The 18043-nt window shown below is 40.7% G+C and carries 14 protein-coding genes; 1 reads left to right on the top strand and 13 read right to left on the bottom strand.

Annotation, left to right across the window (positions count from 1 at the left end; genetic code table 11):
• Positions 1-138: 138 nt before the first annotated feature.
• The 6 genes from kduD (BN2425_RS16350) to BN2425_RS16325 form a co-directional block, all read right to left on the bottom strand.
• Positions 139-921 (bottom strand): 2-dehydro-3-deoxy-D-gluconate 5-dehydrogenase KduD, encoded by a 783-nt coding sequence (gene kduD, locus BN2425_RS16350; protein ID WP_042461658.1) that lies wholly within the window; start codon positions 919-921, stop codon positions 139-141.
• A gap of 69 nt (positions 922-990) precedes the next feature.
• A complete protein-coding gene (bglB, locus tag BN2425_RS16345) occupies positions 991-2094 on the bottom strand; it encodes a beta-galactosidase BglB (RefSeq protein WP_042461656.1) in 1104 nt (367 codons plus the stop codon).
• Positions 2095-2219: 125 nt separating this feature from the next.
• The gene (gene kduD, locus BN2425_RS16340; RefSeq protein ID WP_042461655.1) at positions 2220-3002 is read right to left on the bottom strand and encodes a 2-dehydro-3-deoxy-D-gluconate 5-dehydrogenase KduD; all 783 of its coding nucleotides are present in this window, start codon (positions 3000-3002) and stop codon (positions 2220-2222) included.
• A gap of 193 nt (positions 3003-3195) precedes the next feature.
• Positions 3196-4026: a 5-dehydro-4-deoxy-D-glucuronate isomerase gene (kduI, locus tag BN2425_RS16335; RefSeq protein WP_042461653.1), complete on the bottom strand. Its 831-nt coding sequence runs from the start codon at positions 4024-4026 to the stop codon at positions 3196-3198.
• 42 nt (positions 4027-4068) lie between these two features.
• The gene (locus tag BN2425_RS16330; RefSeq protein WP_042461651.1) at positions 4069-5082 is read right to left on the bottom strand and encodes a sugar kinase; all 1014 of its coding nucleotides are present in this window, start codon (positions 5080-5082) and stop codon (positions 4069-4071) included.
• A gap of 4 nt (positions 5083-5086) precedes the next feature.
• Complete coding sequence (locus BN2425_RS16325) at positions 5087-5734, bottom strand: bifunctional 4-hydroxy-2-oxoglutarate aldolase/2-dehydro-3-deoxy-phosphogluconate aldolase (RefSeq protein ID WP_042461649.1); 648 nt, start codon at positions 5732-5734, stop codon at positions 5087-5089.
• 180 nt (positions 5735-5914) lie between these two features.
• Between BN2425_RS16325 and BN2425_RS16320 the strand changes: the two genes are divergently transcribed.
• Entirely contained in the window at positions 5915-6691 is a 777-nt protein-coding gene (locus tag BN2425_RS16320; protein ID WP_042461648.1) for an IclR family transcriptional regulator, read from the top strand.
• Positions 6692-6748: 57 nt separating this feature from the next.
• On the opposite strand, the gene BN2425_RS16315 is transcribed toward BN2425_RS16320, so the two are convergent.
• The 7 genes from BN2425_RS16315 to BN2425_RS16285 all read right to left on the bottom strand — a co-directional run bounded on the left by BN2425_RS16315 (position 6749) and on the right by BN2425_RS16285 (position 17893).
• On the bottom strand, positions 6749-8299 hold the full coding sequence (locus BN2425_RS16315) for a response regulator (RefSeq protein WP_042461646.1): 1551 nt from the start codon (positions 8297-8299) through the stop codon (positions 6749-6751).
• Positions 8292-10088 carry a sensor histidine kinase gene (locus tag BN2425_RS16310; RefSeq protein ID WP_042461711.1) on the bottom strand — a complete coding sequence of 599 codons (1797 nt, stop codon included), beginning with the start codon at positions 10086-10088 and terminating at the stop codon, positions 8292-8294. Before BN2425_RS16310 ends, BN2425_RS16315 begins: the two co-directional genes overlap by 8 nt.
• A gap of 195 nt (positions 10089-10283) precedes the next feature.
• On the bottom strand, positions 10284-13235 hold the full coding sequence (locus BN2425_RS16305) for a fibronectin type III domain-containing protein (protein WP_052352909.1): 2952 nt from the start codon (positions 13233-13235) through the stop codon (positions 10284-10286).
• Positions 13236-13395: 160 nt separating this feature from the next.
• Complete coding sequence (locus BN2425_RS16300; RefSeq protein ID WP_042461644.1) at positions 13396-14496, bottom strand: glycoside hydrolase family 88/105 protein; 1101 nt, start codon at positions 14494-14496, stop codon at positions 13396-13398.
• Between the two features lie 139 nt (positions 14497-14635).
• Positions 14636-15985, bottom strand: a complete 1350-nt coding sequence (locus tag BN2425_RS16295) for an ABC transporter substrate-binding protein (RefSeq protein ID WP_042461642.1) — start codon at positions 15983-15985, stop codon at positions 14636-14638.
• Between the two features lie 122 nt (positions 15986-16107).
• On the bottom strand, positions 16108-16944 hold the full coding sequence (locus BN2425_RS16290; RefSeq protein WP_042461640.1) for a carbohydrate ABC transporter permease: 837 nt from the start codon (positions 16942-16944) through the stop codon (positions 16108-16110).
• 7 nt (positions 16945-16951) lie between these two features.
• Complete coding sequence (locus BN2425_RS16285) at positions 16952-17893, bottom strand: carbohydrate ABC transporter permease (protein WP_042461638.1); 942 nt, start codon at positions 17891-17893, stop codon at positions 16952-16954.
• Positions 17894-18043 lie beyond the last annotated feature (150 nt).

The raw sequence follows: 18043 nt of genomic DNA, 5'->3' as shown, positions 1-18043 counted from the left end.
TCCTCTTCGGTTTTGTCGTTAAGTCGATTTACTACCGAAAGTCACTCAAAACTGCGCGCCCTGAGCCTTGTCACGATCATCAATCCTTATGAATAGGCCGTACCCCTTCAGGACAGGTACGGCCAAGTTTGTTCTTGATTATCTAGCCAGCCATCCGCCATCAACAGCAAGGATATGCCCATTCATGTAGTCAGACGCTTTACTTGCCAAGAAAACCACGGACCCCATCATATCAACCGGTGTAGCCCAGTAGCCTGCCGGAATGCGGGCAGTAATCTCTTTTTTGCGTTCTTCGTCCCCACGAATAGGAGCCGTGTTCGCCGTTTCTACATATCCTGGGGCAATTGCATTGATTTGAACGCCATACTGGGCCAATTCATTCGCAAACGCTCGCGTTAATCCTGCAACAGCATGCTTACTTGCCGTATATGGCGGAACAAATTTGCCGCCTTGGAAAGACAACATGGAAGCTACGTTGATAATTTTTCCGCTTTTTTGCTCGACCATCACTTTCGCTACTTCTTGGCTAAGAAAGTAAACGGAATTCAAGTTTAGATCCATCACCGCATCCCAATCTTCCTGTTTGTATTCAACCAGTGGGGCACGGCGGATGGTGCCAGCATTGTTGACAAGAATGTCGATATGGCCGTATGCCTGTTTGCAGGCTGCTACCACATCCACAATCACCTCGCGTTTTGATAAATCAGCTTGGAAGAACTCGGCTCGGCGGCCTTCTTTTTCAATCAGCTCCCGGGTTTCGTCCCACTCGCGTCCATGAGTCACAATGAACAGGTCAGCACCCGCTTTGGCAAGTGCAACGGCAAATCCTTGACCGATACCTTTATTACCTCCTGTAACAATTGCCACTTTCCCCTTTAGTGAAAAGTAATCTAATGAAAAATCAGTTAATTGTGAAGTCATTGAAATATTCCCCCTTGAAATTGTGTGAGTTGTCTGGCATTCCCCAATACCAGAGCCTAAAGAAGTTGATTAAATATACGTGTTCAAGAATTCAGATAAACATAGAACTGTAAGTGATTGGCCATATGGCATAGCCGTAATTTTTATATCCTTATAGAACTGCAAGGAATCTCCCATACCTGTTCCAACAGATACCTTTTGGACCGTTCCGTCCTCGCTTATTTCGTTCAGCAATCCTCGAATGGCTTTATGGGCTACTACCTCATAATCACCACTAATATAGCGTTTATGAACAGACTTCAGGATGCCATATGCAAAGCCCGCAGTCGCTGATGCCTCAAGATAAGAGGTTGGTTCATTGATAAGCGTGTGCCATAACCCGCTTTCGTGCTGGTATTTTGCCAACGCCTCTACTTGCCGAATTAATGTTTCAATCAAGAAATCTCTGAAGAAATCTCCTGGCTTGAGATCAAGGATTTCAATAATCTCTGGAATGGCAATTGTAATCCAGCAATTTCCCCTCGCCCATAAAGCTTCTGCATAATTATGATTCTCTTCAAATGTCCAACCGTGGAACCATAATCCCGTTTTCCTATCCGATAAATACTTAATGTGTATTAAAAATTGCTTTTTCGCTTCTTCAATGTATTCTGGCTTGTGTAATAGTCTGCCTATTTTTGCAAGAGGCAGGACCGTCATCATTAAGGTGTCATCCCAAAGCTGATTCTTGTTCTCAGGTCCATAGGTCATATGCTGCAACCCGTCCTCTTTTGTACGAGGCATGTCATACATAACCCATTCTGCCCATTTTTCTAAATACGGAACGAATGTCTGGTCTTTTGTATCCTCATATAAAAAGGCTAACGTTAACAAGGGAGCCATTGTGTTAACATTCTTTGGAGGAACTCCTTCTTCAAAACGGGCATTAAACCACTCCTTGATGATCGTCAAGGCTTGTTCATTTTTGGTTAATCGCCAAAACTTATAAATTCCGTACAAACCAACACCCTGTGGCCAATTCCATACATTCCAACTCTTGTCATCTACGACCAATCCATCAAAATTCAGCAAGAATTCACCGGAATCATCATTGATTTTAGTCAGGTTTTTCATTAATAAATCAATGTTCCTTAAGACTTCCTTTTTTTCAATAAATACCTCATTTGTTATCATGTTGCGGCCTCCTGCCACTCGCAAATGAAAGTACTATCCATTAGCGATTTGTATAATAATGGGATTGATTGGAAAAGCCGTATCACTCTCCAGTGTGATACGGCTTTTTATTTGACAATCCTAGATTATCTTGCAAGCCATCCGCCATCAACTGCGAGGATGTGTCCATTCATATAATCAGATGCTTTACTTGCCAGAAAGACAACTACACCCATTAGGTCTGCTGGAGTTGCCCAGCGTCCTGCCGGAATGCGGGCAGTGATTTCTTCTTTTCGTTCTTCATTCGCACGAATTGGCGCTGTGTTTGCTGTTTCTACGTAACCAGGAGCAATAGCATTGATCTGTACACCATATTGAGCCAGCTCATTGGCAAATGCTCGGGTAATTCCAGCTACGGCATGCTTGCTGGCTGTGTATGGAGGCACGAATTTACCACCTTGGAATGACAGCATCGAAGCAATGTTAATAATTTTACCACTCTTTTGCTCTACCATGACCTTTGCGACTTCTTGGCTTAGGAAATAGACAGAGTTTAAGTTAATATCCATTACAGCATCCCAGTCTTCCTGCTTGTACTCCAGAAGCGGCGCACGTCGGATGGTGCCAGCATTGTTAACCAGAACATCAATGTGTCCATAAGCATCCACACAAGCTGCCACAACGTCTTTAATGGCGTCTCTATTGGTTAAGTCCGCTTGAAAAAATTCAACGCGACGACCTTGTTTTTCAATTAATTCCCTTGTTTCGTCCCAGTTTTTGTCATAGGTTACGATGAATAAATCGGCACCAGCTTTTGCCATTGCTACCGCATAACCTTGGCCAAGACCGGTATTTCCTCCTGTTACAATTGCCACTTTGCCTGTTAATGCGAAGAAATCCAATGAGAAGTTATCTAACTGCGTAGTCATCTGATTTAGCCTCCAATAAATATATTTATATTTTGGCTCTGTTAAACGATTATGTTGATTTTTTTACCTCTGTTGATTGGAGCAAAAATCACCAGTCTAATTTAATAGTGCCTTTTTAAAAAAGGTTGGACTAAACAACTTTGAGAAACATCCTGGTTCAGGCTCACGCTATGAAGTTAGGACTTTTTCCTTTTTAACGCAAATCTTCCATTTTAACAAAGTCCATGTCATCGTACGTAATGTTTTCGCCGCACATGCCCCAGATAAATGTATAGTTGCTTGTAGCCGTTCCGGTATGGATGGACCAGCTTGGGGAAATAACAGCTTGTTCATTTTTCATGACTAAGTGTCTTGTTTCGTTTGGCTGTCCCATGAAGTGGAATACGCGGGTATCTGGCTCCATATCAAAGTATAGATATACTTCCATCCGGCGCTCATGTGTATGACATGGCATGGTGTTCCAAACGCTTCCTGGTGAAAGCATGGTCAATCCCATTTGCAACTGGCAGCTTTCACAGACATTTGGATGAATATATTGGTGAATTTTTCTTTCATTTAATGTTCCTGGTTCGCCAGCTTCAAGCGGCTTAATTTTGTTAATATCGATTTTCACTGTTGGATATGTGTGATGTGCTGGTGTTGAATTGATATAGAATTTTGCTGGATTAGCCGCATCTTTAGAGCGGAACAAGACTTCCTTCGTGCCTCTGCCAACATAAAGTCCGTCATAGCGCACCATATCATATTCCACGCCGTCAAGAATAACAGAACCTTCACCGCCGATATTAATGATCCCTAACTCACGGCGCTCAAGGAAGTAAGAAACGCCCAACTGCTTGTCAAGCTTGATGGTAAGTTCTTCTTCAGCAGGTGTGACGCCGCCAAAAATCATGCGGTCCACATGTGTGTAAGTTAAATGTACTTGTCCTGGTTCAAACAGTGTTTCCACTAGAAATTGATTACGAAGTTCCTCCGTATTGTAGCGTTTAATTTCCTCTGGATGATTTGCATAACGTGTTTCCATTTTCTATTTCCTCCTTAAACCTGTTTATTCCTATAAAAATAGTTATCTAACAATTCTTCCCGGTGCACTGTTAGCAAAGGAAAGAATTTCATCCTCCGAGAAGATGTTGCAGTCGCCATAAACTGTGTGTTTTAACACGGATGCTGCGGTGGCAAAGCCGATAAGTTCTTCAGGCGCAAGCCCTTTCAAAATGCCATGAAGGACTCCTGCTGCAAAGGCATCACCACCGCCCACACGGTCGACAATATGATCAATTTGAAACACCTTTGACTGATACAACACGCCATCTCTATAGAAGTTTCCTTGAAGCGTATTGGTTGATGCAGAAATGACACCTCGGAAAGTTGAGCTTATATACTTAATATTGGGATACTGCTCGGTAATTTTTTGATAATAGTAAGTCAACTTTTCAACCGGTTCCAAAGATTCCTCTGCTTTTGCAATTCCTAATAGGTAGATGGCATCTAATTCACCACATGAACATATGTCAACATACGGCAAATAGGTTTTGATTGTTTCCGCCGCTTCCTGCTGGCTCCAGAGCTTTGCCCGATAATTAAAGTCGAAGCTAACGGTGACCCCATATTCCTTGGCTTTTTGTAAAGAATATAAAACTATTTCTCTCATGCCAGGTGCCAACGCAGCAGTAATACCTGTTACATGGAACAGCGAAGCATCTTTAAAAATTTCGTCCCAGTTGAGTTCTGCTAATGTCAGCTGTGAAACACTTGAGTACTTGCGGTCATAGGTCACTTGAGCACTGCGCGGACCCACCCCGGATTCTACATAGTAGGTGCCCAGCCGGTCTCCGCCTCGCAGCAGAAAATCCGTATGTACACCATATGATTTTAAATGACTTTCTACTGCTGCTCCGAGCACGTTTTCAGGTACTTTGCTGACAAAATAGACATCATGGCCAAACAGCGCTAGTGAGATGCTGACATTGGCCTCAGCCCCGCCATAATGCATATTAATTTGTCTTGCCTGGGTCACTCTTTCTCCCATATCGGTCGATAATCTGAGTAGGATTTCACCAAATGTAACGACTTTTTTCATAGATTTATGCCCCTCTAGCTGCCTGAACTTTTTCTACATAAAGCCGGGCCATTTCTGTCACCTTGTCAAAATCACCTGTTTTAGCCGGCGCTACCAAGTTGCCTCCGACACCGACTGCAACGCAGCCATTCTTAATCCATTGATCCACATTTTCTAAGCTAACCCCACCGGTCGGCATGATGTTCACCTGTGGAAGCGGTGCCTTAACCGCTTTCACGAAGTCTGGACCGAAAGCACTGCCGGGGAATAATTTGACAACATCTACACCGGCTTCTAATGCCTGCTTCATTTCCGTAATTGTCATGCAGCCTGGCATATACGGAATTTGATATAAATTACATAGTTTTGCAGTTTCGGCATCAAAGCTTGGGCTCACAATATACTGAGCACCCGCCAAGATGGCTATTCTTGCTGTTGGGGCATCAAGAACCGTACCGGCACCGATTACAACCTCTTGATTATTTTCATAGAAAGATGTTAGTTCTTTAATGACAACATCCGCATCCTTCACTGTGAAAGTGACCTCAATCCCATTGATGCCGCCTTTTACGCAAGCCTCCGAGATATTAATCGCTTCTTCTTTAGAGTCTGCTCTAACGACCGCGACTACACCACAATCTAATAGTTTTGTGAGCGCTTTTATTTTTTTCATTAAATCACCCTACCAGCTTTGATTTCTTATTTGGAAATTAAATTTATTATATAGAAACTTACAAGTCAATTATATATAATTGTATTAAGGATTACAATCCATATACTAAATCTTATAAAAACTATTAAATTTTTTACTACTTATCTTAAAAAATTAAATACGAAAAAGACGGGTGGAACTATGACAGAGACAAAGCAGCTTTACGGAACGGTTCTCATTAAAGCCGATCAAATACTAGCCTACTTGTCCTCAACGGACACGCCACAGACATTAAATCAAATTGCAAAAGGGGCAGGATTAACGAATTCAACTGCTTTAAAAATCCTCGATACCCTAGTTGTAATTGGTTATGTCCGGAAGGATGAGGAAGCCAAAAAATTTAAATTAGGACCTTCTCTGATCCGGTATGCCAATAGGGCCATGAATCAATATGATATCAAAGAACTTGCCCAGCCTTATTTAAAACAGCTGCAAATCGAAACTGGAGAAACTGTCCACCTCGGAGTCAAAAACAAATCTCATATTGTCTATATCAGTAAACTTGAAAGCAATAAGCCGATTTGTTTATATTCTCAAATTGGAAAAAATCTGCCGTTATACTGCTCAGCAATGGGAAAGGCAGTACTTGCAGAGCAACCTGATTCAGAAATCGAAGCTTATATCGACGAAACAGAGTTTACTCGGTTTACCCAATTTACAATTACTGAAAAGCAGCCGTTTATGGATGAAATGAATCGAATTCGCAAACTTGGCTATGCTTTTGATAACCGCGAACATGAAGATGAAGTGTTTTGCATTGGCATGAGCCTCAGTATAAATGAAAAGAACTTCGGTGCTTTTAGTGTCAGCATTCCTTTTTTCCGAATCAATGAGCCATTCCTTCACGAAATCCTAACAGCGATGAAGAAATGTAAACAAAACATTGTTATGGACTTGGAAGCTGCATTTCCGTTATAAAGACATAGCAAAACCTCCATCAGTAGAAATAAACTGTACCTGCTGATGGAGCATTTTTTAGAAACTTTTCCGATATTCTGCAGGTGTGTAACCTGTATATTTTTTAAAACAAATACTGAAATACTGTGGGTTGCTGTAGCCAACTTTGTCACTGACCTCACTGGTTTTTACTTTTCCTTCCCGAAGCAGTTCCATCGCTTTTTTCATCCGCAGCTCTAACAAATAGTCCCCAAAGTTAAACCCTTTTTCTACTTTAAACAGATTGCTTAAGTACGGGGTACTAACATGGATCACGTCGGCCAATTTTTGCAAGGTCAATCCCCGATCATGATAGTTTTCTTTCATATACTTAATCGCTTGGTCCACATGGCTAAAATTATTTTTTTCCTTTCGTTTGGACATGACCACCGACCATCGCTCAATGAGTTTATTGAGAATTTCCATCATGCCCGCGAGCGTTTGCAGGCGCATTATGTCCTGGTACATTTCTGAAGAGTTAAAGCTCTCCGTTTGTTCCTCATTCCATTTTTCCATTTCAAAAAACAACATCGTGCTGAATTTTAGGGCAAGAACCCGCAAATCAGACAATCCAACTGTTTTAGTATCAAGGATGGCCTGTTTTAATCTTTCAAGGGTCGACTTTGCCTTATCGGGAAGTCCTAACTTGATTTCATTTTCTATTTTGATTTGCAATTTCACGATTTCATTTTCCTGTTGTTCATCCCGCGAAACGGTTTCCTCAAAGGAGATGACTCTGCCTGTTCCCATGATATGCCGCAAATCCATGGCTAAGCAGGATTCCAGAAAAGCATTTTTAATTTCAAATAGGTTGGAGTAGGTTCTGCCATAACTAATGGTTACGGGGTCATTTGCTTCTCGGTTCACAAAATCTAACAGCTCCTGTGCAAGATGTGCTTTGGTGCCATCACCATTATTCTCAAGAGATAATACGATGGCGAACTGATTAAAGCTTACATCCATCACGACGGAATCTAGATTGATAGCCAATGTTTCAGCCAGTTGTACGGCCTGCTCTTTAAAGCCTGGCTTTTCTCCCTCTTTATTGTACTGCAAAAGAATAACAGAGTAGTACGGCCCCGCCATTTGGATCCCCAAATCAGATAATTCCTGCTCAATATCCATCTGCCGGTCGCCCTCTTCAGCCAACCTTTGGAAAAAGCTTTGCTGTAGAAGCGGCAAGGATTCATGGATACGTTTTTCATTTAGCATCTTTGCTTCCCATTCAGCTACCGCCTCTTTTGCTTTCTCAAGCAGCTGTTCACCCGTAACAGGTTTTAACAGGTAATCAAATGCCTTCAATTTGATAGCTTCTTGGGCATATTTAAATTCTTCGTATCCAGTTAAAAAGATAATCTTCGTGTCTGGGCTGACTTCTTTTACATGTTTGGCCATTTCAAGGCCGCTCATAAACGGCATATTAATGTCAGAAACCACCACTTGCGGTTGTTCTTTTTTTATTAAATCAAGAGCCATTGCACCGTCAGCGGCTTCCCCTGCTACGAAAAATCCGTGTTTCTCCCAAGGAATGGCCTGGCATAGTCCCCGTCGAATAATTCTGTCATCTTCTACAACAATTACTTTATGCATGTTTCACACTCTCCCCTTTTGTTTTGGGAATTCGGATCTTCACAGTTGTCCCATAACCTGGTTCACTCAAAATCGTCAGGCCATACTCTTTTCCAAAATGAATCTTAATTCGCTCATTGACACTTTTCAAGCCAATTCCGATAAACGTCTTTTTATCTTGATAGGAAGACTCCAACTCTCTTGTAATCTCATGTAATTTACTTTTTTCTATTCCATTGCCATCATCCGCAACTTCTAAGATAATGTCATTGTCCAATTGATAGCCCTTTAGGGTGATAGTGCCCTTGCCACGCTTTTGTTTCACACCATGGTAAATCGCATTTTCAATCAAGGGCTGTAACGAAAGCTTAATAATATTATAGGATAAAATTTCCTCTTCGACATCTATGTGGTAGGCAAAGTCATCGCCATAGCGCATCTCTTGAATATATAGATAATGCTGGATATGCTCCACTTCCTCTTGTATGCTGATAATTTCCCTTCCTTTGCTGATACCAATTCTGAAGAAACTGGACAACGCACTGATCATTTGGCTGGCATCGTGGTTGAGACCCATATCGCACAATCCCTTAATCGAATAAAGTGTATTGTATAAAAAGTGCGGGTTGATTTGGGCGTGCATAATCGCAAATTCCAATTGCCGTTTTTCTTCTTGTTCCATTTGAATCTGGTCCATTAACGTATTTATCCGTACAATTAATTCCTTGAAGCCGTTATGAAGTACTTTCATTTCTTGTGGTCCTGATAACGGATAGTCAAGGTCCAAATTCTTTTCATTAAATCTCCCCATTTGATAGGCCATCTTTTGGAGTGGTTTTGAAATGTATCGACCGATAAAGTTTGCTAGAAATATAGCGAAAAAAGCCAGCATGACGATCAATAAAATCGTAAAATGCTTGATATAATTCACCTTGTTCAGAATCTCACTTTCAGGAACAACGGCAGCTAGTTTCCAATTGTTTGAATTGAGGGTGTCGTAGATCACAATCATATTTTCACCCATACTGCTCTTATAGGTAAACTGTCCACTTTCTTTATCTTCCATTTGTAAAGAATGCAGTGTTACATCGTCGAGCTTGTACTCTTTTTTTACATTCTTTGATTCGAAACTTCCATCCGCGCTAACTAAAGTCAAGTAACCATTTTTCCCGATTAATGATTTATTCAATACCTGTTCAAAAAAATCCGCCCGCAGGTTGAATAATACGGTACCTCTGGTTTTTTCACTTTCCATTAATCTAAAAACCGATATGACCTTATTGTTCTTATTAAAATTGAGGTCAGGATGTAGATTCTCCCAATAGTACCCTTCGTTATTCCCTTTGAATTTAGAAAAGTAATCTTTATAGTTAATAGTTGGATACGTATTATAAGGAGTTCGATAAAAAGGGTGCTGCCCTCGTTCATAATCGATCAGCACTGATTCCAGAATGACGTTATACCGGGAATAAATCATTTGCAGATTGCGGTCAATTTCGATCCTTGTTTCAGGTTCAACTTCTGACTCCTCTGCGTACAGGAGTGATTGCACCTTTGGGTCACTTGATAGCGACACTAGCTGCAAAAAGACATCTGATAGCATGTAATCGAGATAGTTCTTCGTTTGAAAGATGGTATCATTGACATTTTTATAGGCATTTTCCTCAATTTGTGAAGTAGCAAGCATGGATGAGACCCAGCCTGAAATGAATATAAAAATAATAATGATAGGAAGATACAGTGTATTAATTGTGGATTTAAAGGAATTGAAAAAATAACGTTGGAAAAGCTTCTTTATCTTTGCAGCCATCATTACCAGACTCCCTGTAAGCAATTCATGGAAGCGTTTGCTCCTACTTAAACAATAAACTATATTTGCCGCTTGGTAAACAGGTATATTTTATCTGAAATTCTTCATTCGCGAAGTGAGTTTTGTCTCATTAAAGGCAAAGAGAAAGCTTTCCACTAGTTGGAAAACTTTCTCTTCTTTTAAAATATGATTATTTTATTTTTTTGGACCGTTTCCATTTCCATTACTGCGGCTAAAATCCTTGTTAAGGGTAAGGGTTATGCTTGGTCCAGACCCACTCCATCTATAGCCTGGAACTGCTACAAGACCGTTAAGATTTTCCTCACTGCCAGCTAATCTTTCACGTTTGGAAAATTTGATTCCCTTTGCGACAGCTTCCACTTTAAAGGTGTATTCTTTCCCTCTCTTAAGATCTGTAATGGTATAAGAGGTTTCTTTTGTGGTCATGTCAGTATTGATTGGGGTAAATTCTGCCCCTTCAGGTTTAATCGGTTGGCCATTCACATATACACGATAGCCGAAAACTTCTTGATTAGCAGCGGTTGCTTCATTCCAAGAAAGGGTTACACTTTTCCCATCGTCTCCCATTTCCGCATGGATGCCGCCGGCAAATTTTGGAGCCCCGATGCTATATGGGACAGCTGTTTCCAGTTCATAGGAAGAACCATATCGGGCTGTATTTCCTGCCAAGTCGACTGCTTCAATTTCAATATTATATTTGGTACCAGGTTGAAGGTCAGTTAAGGTATAGCTATTGGTTTCAGCAAATCCATGTAATTCTCCGTTAGCATAAACATTGTATCCGGCAATACCCGTGTCATCGGTTGCTGCCTGCCAAGTAACCGATGCCCAAGTGAATCCAGGGTATACCACCTCTACTTTTTTCCCGCTAAAAGTATCACTTGCAGGAATAGTTGTTACAGGCTCTTTTATTTCGACATTGCTTGGAACAATAGGAGCAGTCTCATCTGCTTTTCCACTTGTTGTTACTTGGGTTTTCGGACCATCGGAAGTACGGTTTCCCGTTGCATCCGTTGCTTCCACCTTGAAGTTGTACTCCTTGGCTGGGGTTAATCCAGTAACCGTAAAGGTTGTATTTTTCGTTGTTGTATAAGTGTTTCCGATTTTCTTTCCATCCTTAAAGATTGTATATCCTGCAACGCCTGTGTTGTCTGACGCTCCACTCCATGTTAATGTTACACTTTTACCGTCGACCGACGAAACTGCTTCTACAGCTGCCTCTTTAGACCATTCCGGTTTCTGAACGGCATCGTCAGGAGCTGCTGTTGTATTTTCAAATACAAGACCTGTTGAGTTTGCAATCCTCCAAGGATTTCCACCATTATCGAGAACATTTGTAAACGATACATTAATGAATTTTAAATCCTTTGCGTAGTTCAAATTAGTCGAAAAGACTTTATCAAATTTTACATTTTTAAATATAATGTTTTCGTGATAGACCTCACCAACGTCACTGTTTCCTGTTACCAGAATCGATTGTTTCTTGCTTCCACCTTGGTTGCGAACTGTTGTATTCTCTACTCGAATGTTCTTAAATTGCGATATTTGCTGTGCTGGCTCATAAAGAATAGCGGCATTGGCATCTTCATAAGAGGATGTAAAGACGAACGGGCCGTCACCATCAATGCCTTCCAATGCATTGTCCCGGAATAGGATATCCCTTGCTCCGCCTCCCATTGGCGTGTTCGTTTTTGCGCGCAGGCCGACATCTGTTTTATACATGATATTATCTTCTACTAAAAAGTCCTGGATCCAACTGCCGGTATGGCTTCCTGTAACCACTCCACCGTGGCCTTCGCGAATATAGTTATTAAAAATCCAAGCCTCTCCAGTAGGTTCTTCATCAGCTGCAGCTTGTCCCATTCCTGCCGCAAAGTTGATAGCATCATCACCAGTGTCTACAAAATTATTAAAAACCATAATGTTTTGCGAATCGCCAAACTCGAAGCCATCAGCATTATTGGCATCATAGGTTTTAGCTGTGGTTCCATTTACGACAATATTTTTGCTATGAAGGTTGACAATCCCATGGAAAGACGGGTTCAGTTGGGTAATTCCCTCATAATACATGCCATCAACACCGCGTACCGTAATGAGATTGGAACGAGTAGAATAGGCCGACTTAGCATTCATCCCATCCACTTGAGCTGCATACGTTTGGGCTGCTGCCAATATCCCGTATGTATTAGGAGAATCAAGGTGGAGCGGGCTCATTTTTCCATTTTCAACTTTTACATCGCCAGTTACTTTGGAATTGTTACCGGCCAGTAAGCGAGGCAATTCATTCCCTGCTTCATCGACGGTTGGGGAATTGGGATCCTGCTTCCACCCATTTCCATCTATCGTTCCTTTTCCAACAATGCGGATATTCTTAATACTTCCGTAATCATAAGTATGGGCGTTAATGAGTGCATAGGAGCGCTCATCTGTCGAATAATCGTATACCCAGAAATTTCCGCTGTAATCTTCAGGATCTGGTGATCCAAGTAAATAGCCGTCAACTTGTAATGTCATATCAGATTTCAGCCAAATGGCTCCAGAGATAAACTTGCCTTCAGGTATTACCACTTTCGCCCCAGGTGTTGCGGCATCGATCGCTGCCTGAATTGCTTTTGTGTCTTTCGTATCATCGTTTGGAGTAGCTCCATAATCTACAATATTGAAAACGTCAGGCACAGGCGTTGTTTTTGCCACAATTTTATTAGATGGTGTAGATTCAACACCATCTGTATTGACAGATGTCACATAAAACTCATATGACTTGTTTGGTTTAAGATTTTCTACTGTGAAATTATGAATCAGAATATCAACGTGGAAATTGTCTTTGTCGATATTTTTATAGAAATTATCAATATAGGCCTTTGCTGGTCCTCCGTTATCTTTTAAAGCGCTTCCAATCCTTTTGCCATTCATATAAACATTGAAGTCTACGATATCACTGTAATCCTGTGGTTTGTCCCACACTAGGGTAATGCTGTCTTCATCAAAAGCAAGGTTTGGTACTTGTAAATTTACAGGCGATGAGGGTACAGAGGTGTCTGTCTTTGCAAATGTTTTTGCACCGAAGTTACTGAAAACCAGTAATGTTACTAACATCATCGAGAGAAATACATTATATCTCTTCATTTACTTTAACCACCTTTGGCATGTCTTTAGTTTTACAATCTAGTAAAATAGTCCTCCTTCCCCAAAAATTATAGAAACCTTTCCCTATGCTTCAAATGCAGGCATAAGGAAAGGTTAATATCTACTGTCCGTATGTTAAAAACTTAGAAGTGAAATCAAATTATTTAATAAGGTCGTAATAAGCCATGCTGCCTAAAATGAAGGCACCCATTCCATGCAAGTCGTTCGTGGAGGTAGGACGTTCCACATAATAATCATAAACACCTGCTGATGTGCCGATACAGATACCATTTAGATTCAGCGTTGTTTCTTTTTCTTCTACCATGTACTCCAGCAACCCTTTGTAGGCCTTGTCAACGACTGCACGATAAGAATCATCCACGTAGCCGTGTTTAATTGCTTTGGAAATGAAGTAAATAAATAATGCAGAGCAGGAGGACTCGAGCCAGTTGTCTGCCCGATCACCTTTATCAACGATTTGATACCAGAGACCGGTCTTTTCATCCTGGAATTGGACAATGGCTGGGATAAAGCTTTGAAGCGATTTGATTAATTCTTCTTGACCACGTTTCTTGTCACCAAGGATTTCCAGCAAATCGATTAAGGCTGTGCCATACCAACCTACAGAACGTCCCCAAAATTCCGGTGAACAGCCGGTTTCACGGTTTGCCCATGGCTGTACCCTTTTCTCATCCCAAGCATGGTAAAGCAGACCGGTTGTTTCGTCCGTCATATGCTTTCTCATCAGCTTTTCTTGCAGAAGCACCATTTGAATCAATTCTTCTTCATGGAACTGCTGGCTATACAACAGCATGAAAGGTCCACCCATAAACAGGCCGTCTAGCCACATTTGATATGGATATTTTTCCTTATGCCAGAAACCATTTTCGGTCGTTCTGTTAATGGTGTCTAAAGCACTCCTTAAACGTTTTGCAGCAATCAGATATTTTGGATTTTTAGTCTTTTCATATAAAGGGAACAGTAAAATTCCTGCCATTGTTGAATCCAATTGGTCACGATCAAAGCAGACGTTGCCTTCTTCATCAATCAAGTTATCGTAATATGCCTTGATATATTCAAAATACTCTTCATTACCTGTTGCTTGATACACTCGGTATACCCCATAGAGATAAACTCCCTGATGATAATGGAAAGCATTTACTGGTGGAAGGTCCTCAGCACGGAACGTTTCCATCAGTGCACGGCTTGCCTTTTCCGCCATCAATAACGGAGTTTCGGTTGTGATTTGTTTGGTTGTCATTTCTCCTATCTCCTTTACCTATAATGTCCGTTTAATTGCGAGAATACTAGTTTCTTTTGCGGATTCTGCTATTTGATTTGCAAATTTAGAGGTATAGACAAACTGGGTGTTAATCGTATCAACACCCAGTAAGGCTAGCTTATTTTTTGCTAAAAGTCTTGTCGTATTTTGCTTTGGAATCTTCGATTGCTTTTGCCCATTGATCTAAGAATTCTTTAGCAGTCATCTTTCCGCTCATAACACTTTGTACGCCTGGGTCAACAATAGTGTCAAGGATGGAGCGGTAGTCAGGCAAATAGAATGGTGGCATATAGATTTTTGTTTTAGGATTGTTGTAAACTTCGAATGCCACTTTAATATGTTGTGCGTTTTGTACCCAATCATCATCTAATACATCTTTGTTAGTCGGAATTTGACCAGTTTGTTCATTCCAGTAACTTTGAGCATCTGCAGAGTTCACGAATTCGATAAATTTCCAAGCTTCATCAGGATGTTTTGTTGATTTGAACATACCTAGGTTAACAGCGTTTCCACCTTCAGCCACATATTGGCCCTTGTCGGTTGTTGGAAGTGGAATCATCTTATAAGTGCCTGCTGGTAATGCTTTGCTGTGCTCGCCATAAGAACCTGGGTTATGGTGCACCATTGCTACAACACCAGTATCAAATGCAGCTGTCATTTCTTTATAGCCGTTTGTAATATCGCTCTTTGGAGTCCATTTGTCATAGTAAGAGAAGTACTTTTCAACAAACTCTACGTGTTTTGGATCATTGATGTTCGTTTTGCCATTTTTATCAAAGTAATCTAAGCCGCTGTAAGCAAACATCGCTCTTTGAATGGTGAAGGACGCACCAGCACCACCGCGGATAGTAAAGCCATACCGATTTTGAGCTGGGTCTCTTAATTTTTCGATATCAGTGAAGAAATCGTCCCAAGTTTTTGGCTCTTTTACGCCTGCTTGCTCAAACCAATCTGAACGAATCCACAGGGCATCCAAGTTTTGTGCATATGGAATACCATAAAGTTTCTTATCTTGGGTAATTTCTTTGTTTACATTAATAGCGCCTTCGTTCAATTTCTTGCTGACTTCTGATTTCTTATAGTAAGAATCAAGTGGTTTCAAAGCTCCGCGAATAGAGAACTCTGGAAGCCATGTAGTTTGCATAGAACCTACATCTGGAGTATCTTCAGCAGCAATGGCTGCATCATATTTTGATTTTGCGGAAGCGTTCGGAATTCCTACATATTCAACAGTAATATTAGGATACTTAGCTTCAAATCGCTTAATGACTTCTTCCCAAACTGGTGTACGAGCTGGCCCTGCGTTTTCATCCCAGAATGTTAATGTTACTGGTTCATCAGTTTTAGCGGCTGGTTTTTTTTCTGTGCTGGCTTTTTCCTCTGTGCTGCTCCCGCCACATGCAGTTAGAAACATACTGGATGCTACGGTAAGCGCAAGAGCAGTCGTTGTTAATTTTTTCTTATACATGAAATTGCCTCCCTTTATTTTTTTAGCCGACAGGGTAGTATAAAACTTTCCTGTCATGCATAAGTACAACTACGCCTCATGAACCGCCCTTTAGGGCTCGCCAGTCGGTGAGTTTTCTAATATTAACCTTTCACAGCCCCACCCATACCATTGACAAGGTGTTTCTGCGCATAGGCGAATAACAAGATTGCCGGAATTAAAGCGATTACACTTCCTGCTGCCAAAGCCCCATAGTTAACGTTAAACTCACCCATCATGGAACTTAATCCTACTGGGAGGGTAAACTTGTCTTGTTTGTTGGTCAACATCAAGGCGATTAAGAATTCATTCCAAGTATAAATGAAAGTGAATACCCCTGTTGCAACTATACCTGGTAATAATAACGGAAACACTACATGGCGCAATGATTGCAGTTTATTACAGCCATCTATCATAGCAGCTTCTTCTAATTCTTTTGGTACGTTTGCAATGAACCCACTCATTAAGATGGTAGTAAACGGAATTTCAACTGCTGAATACGTAATGATTAAGGAAAGAGGACTACTGATTAATCCGAGATTTTTGAATATGATAAACAATGGAATAATCATCATCGCTCTTGGGATAAATTGGGTACATAAGAGCATGAGCATGAAAGCCCGTTTTCCTTTAAACTGGTATCTTGCTAACGCATAACCTGATAAGGTTGAGCAGACAAGAACCACAATCACAGCTGTTACGCCGACGATTGCACTATTTTTAAAGAAAGTGGCAAATCCGATATTCGTCCAAGCATTAACAAAGTTATCAATTGTCGGATGAGCCGGTAGATACTGCAATGGACGTTTGATAATATCTCCCTCTGGCTTAAACGCTGTGTTAACTGTCCAGTATAGAGGGAAAATGGTGAAACACAGCATGAAAGTTATCGGAAGGTACATAGTTAGCAATTTATCAACTTTTTTATTATTAAATAACATCCAGACGTCACTCCTTTTCATAACGGGATAATTTCAGATAAATCATCGCAAAGATTAACAAGATGCCGAAGGAAACGACTGTTAATGCAGAGCCATACCCGAAATTGCTTCCATGAACCGCTAAGTCAGCAATGTACATGGTTAGTGTGGTTGTAGAATGTGCTGGACCACCGCCCGTTAAGTTAAACAAAAGATCGACGTTGTTGAATTCCCAAACAACCCTTAGTAAGGTTGTCAAAACAATCGTATTTTTCAATTGCGGTAAGATAACATAGATGAAGGTTTTCCATCTACTTGCGCCATCCACTTTAGACGCTTCATATAATTCTGTAGGAATACTTTGTAAGGAAGCCAGCAAGGTAATCGCGAAGAATGGAATTCCTCGCCACATTTCGGCTAGGATTACCGCTGTAAATGCTGTAGTGGTACCAGCCAAGAAAGCCTGTGGTTCATTCACCAATCCTAATTTCAAGAGTAAATCGTTCAGTACCCCCATATGTTCGTTGAAAATTAACGACCACATTGATGAAGCAAGTACCCCAGAAATCGCCCAAGGAATAAAGGCAATCGCCCGTACCAATCCTCTAAGTTTAAAAGTTTGATTCAACAGTAAGGCAACGATCATACCAAAAACCAATTGAAGTCCTACTTCTGATACAACCCATTTCAAGCTGTTTAACAAGCTTGGCAGGAACATTTTGTCTTCCGTAAAGATGGTTTTAAAGTTGTCCAGACCAGCAAAGCCATTATAGAAAGGCGCTGCTATATCATAGTTTTGAAGACTGTAATAAAATACAGTTCCTATTGGGTAAAAAAGAAATCCTATTATTAAGATAAGGGAAGGCAGTATAAAAAGATAGGGGGTAAGATTACCCTTATTTATTTTCTTTTTTTTCACTGTCTTTTTGCTTTCGATCGATGTTTCAGTAACTCCACTTGAAAGATCCATCTGATTTCCTCCTTTCTTGATTCCATTCTAATGAAAACGGTTTCTTTAATAAATTAAAGATTTTAATATGTTTTATTAAAATTTTAAGATATTTTAGGCAATTTTTTGTCTAAATTTATCGTAACCTGTCAAATCGATTTTATTAAACTG

The organism is Neobacillus dielmonensis (assembly GCF_000612665.1).
In the GTDB taxonomy this organism is placed as follows: domain Bacteria; phylum Bacillota; class Bacilli; order Bacillales; family Cytobacillaceae; genus Neobacillus; species Neobacillus dielmonensis.
This window is presented reverse-complemented; position numbering and strand designations above follow the sequence as displayed.